Here is an 833-nt window from a genome sequence, read left to right as displayed (position 1 = left end):
AAAGTCGGGGTGTTCGGCCGCCGCATCTGCGACGTGATCGCCGAACGCGACGGCACCGAGGCTGCCCCCGGTGAGGACGTCAAGCGCGGGTACGCCAAGTCGTGGATCACCAGCACCGGTTCGCTGGACGGCGGTCGCTACATCAAGGGGTGGCTGAACGCCGAAGACGCCGCCATCTGGGACGGCACCCTGGCCCCGTTGGCCAAGCCGGCCGGGCCTGATGACCACCGCGACGTAGGCGAGCGCACCGCAGCAGCACTGTCCAGCGTGCTGTCCGGTGGGCACAAGGCCACCAAGGTCACCGTGATTTGCGATCTGGAGACCCTGACCGGCGGCAACGCTCCGGCCCGCCTCACCGACGGGACGCCGATCCCCGCCGCCCAAGCCCGCCGCATCGCCCTGTCGGCCGGAGTCTCGCCGCTCCTGCTCGGACGCGGCCACACCCCGCTCTACCTGGGCTACCGGGAGCGGTTTGCCAGCGCCGCCCAACGGCAGGTGCTGGAGACCCTGTATCCGACCTGCGCGGTACGGGAATGCGAGATCCCGGGGACGTTGTGCGAGGTCGACCACGTCAACGGCTGGGCCCTCGGTAATAGCCCGACGGATATCGATCAGCTCGCGCTGACCTGCGGGTGGCACAACCGCTTCAAACACACCAGCCCAAACCAGATCGGGATCAGCAAAGATCCCGATGGGCGCTATGTATACCGGTTGCTACCGCCACCGGGTGCCCGATCAAGATCCCGGACCGGCAGCGGGCCGCCGGGGCCGTTCGGCCCACCCGACACCACCGCCAACTGGGCTGCATAACCCGCCCCAACCTCCACGGCACC

Annotated in this window: 1 protein-coding gene; it reads left to right on the top strand. The window is 68.9% G+C overall.

Annotated features, from left to right (window positions below; all coding sequences use genetic code 11):
- Positions 1 to 810: HNH endonuclease signature motif containing protein (locus ABD296_RS49470; RefSeq protein ID WP_344285496.1), on the top strand; the 810-nt coding region annotated here is incomplete at its 5' end.
- Between the last annotated feature and the right edge of the window lie 23 nt (positions 811 to 833).

Source organism: Actinomadura napierensis (genome assembly GCF_039529375.1).
Classification (GTDB): Bacteria; Actinomycetota; Actinomycetes; order Streptosporangiales; family Streptosporangiaceae; genus Spirillospora; species Spirillospora napierensis.
This window is presented reverse-complemented; position numbering and strand designations above follow the sequence as displayed.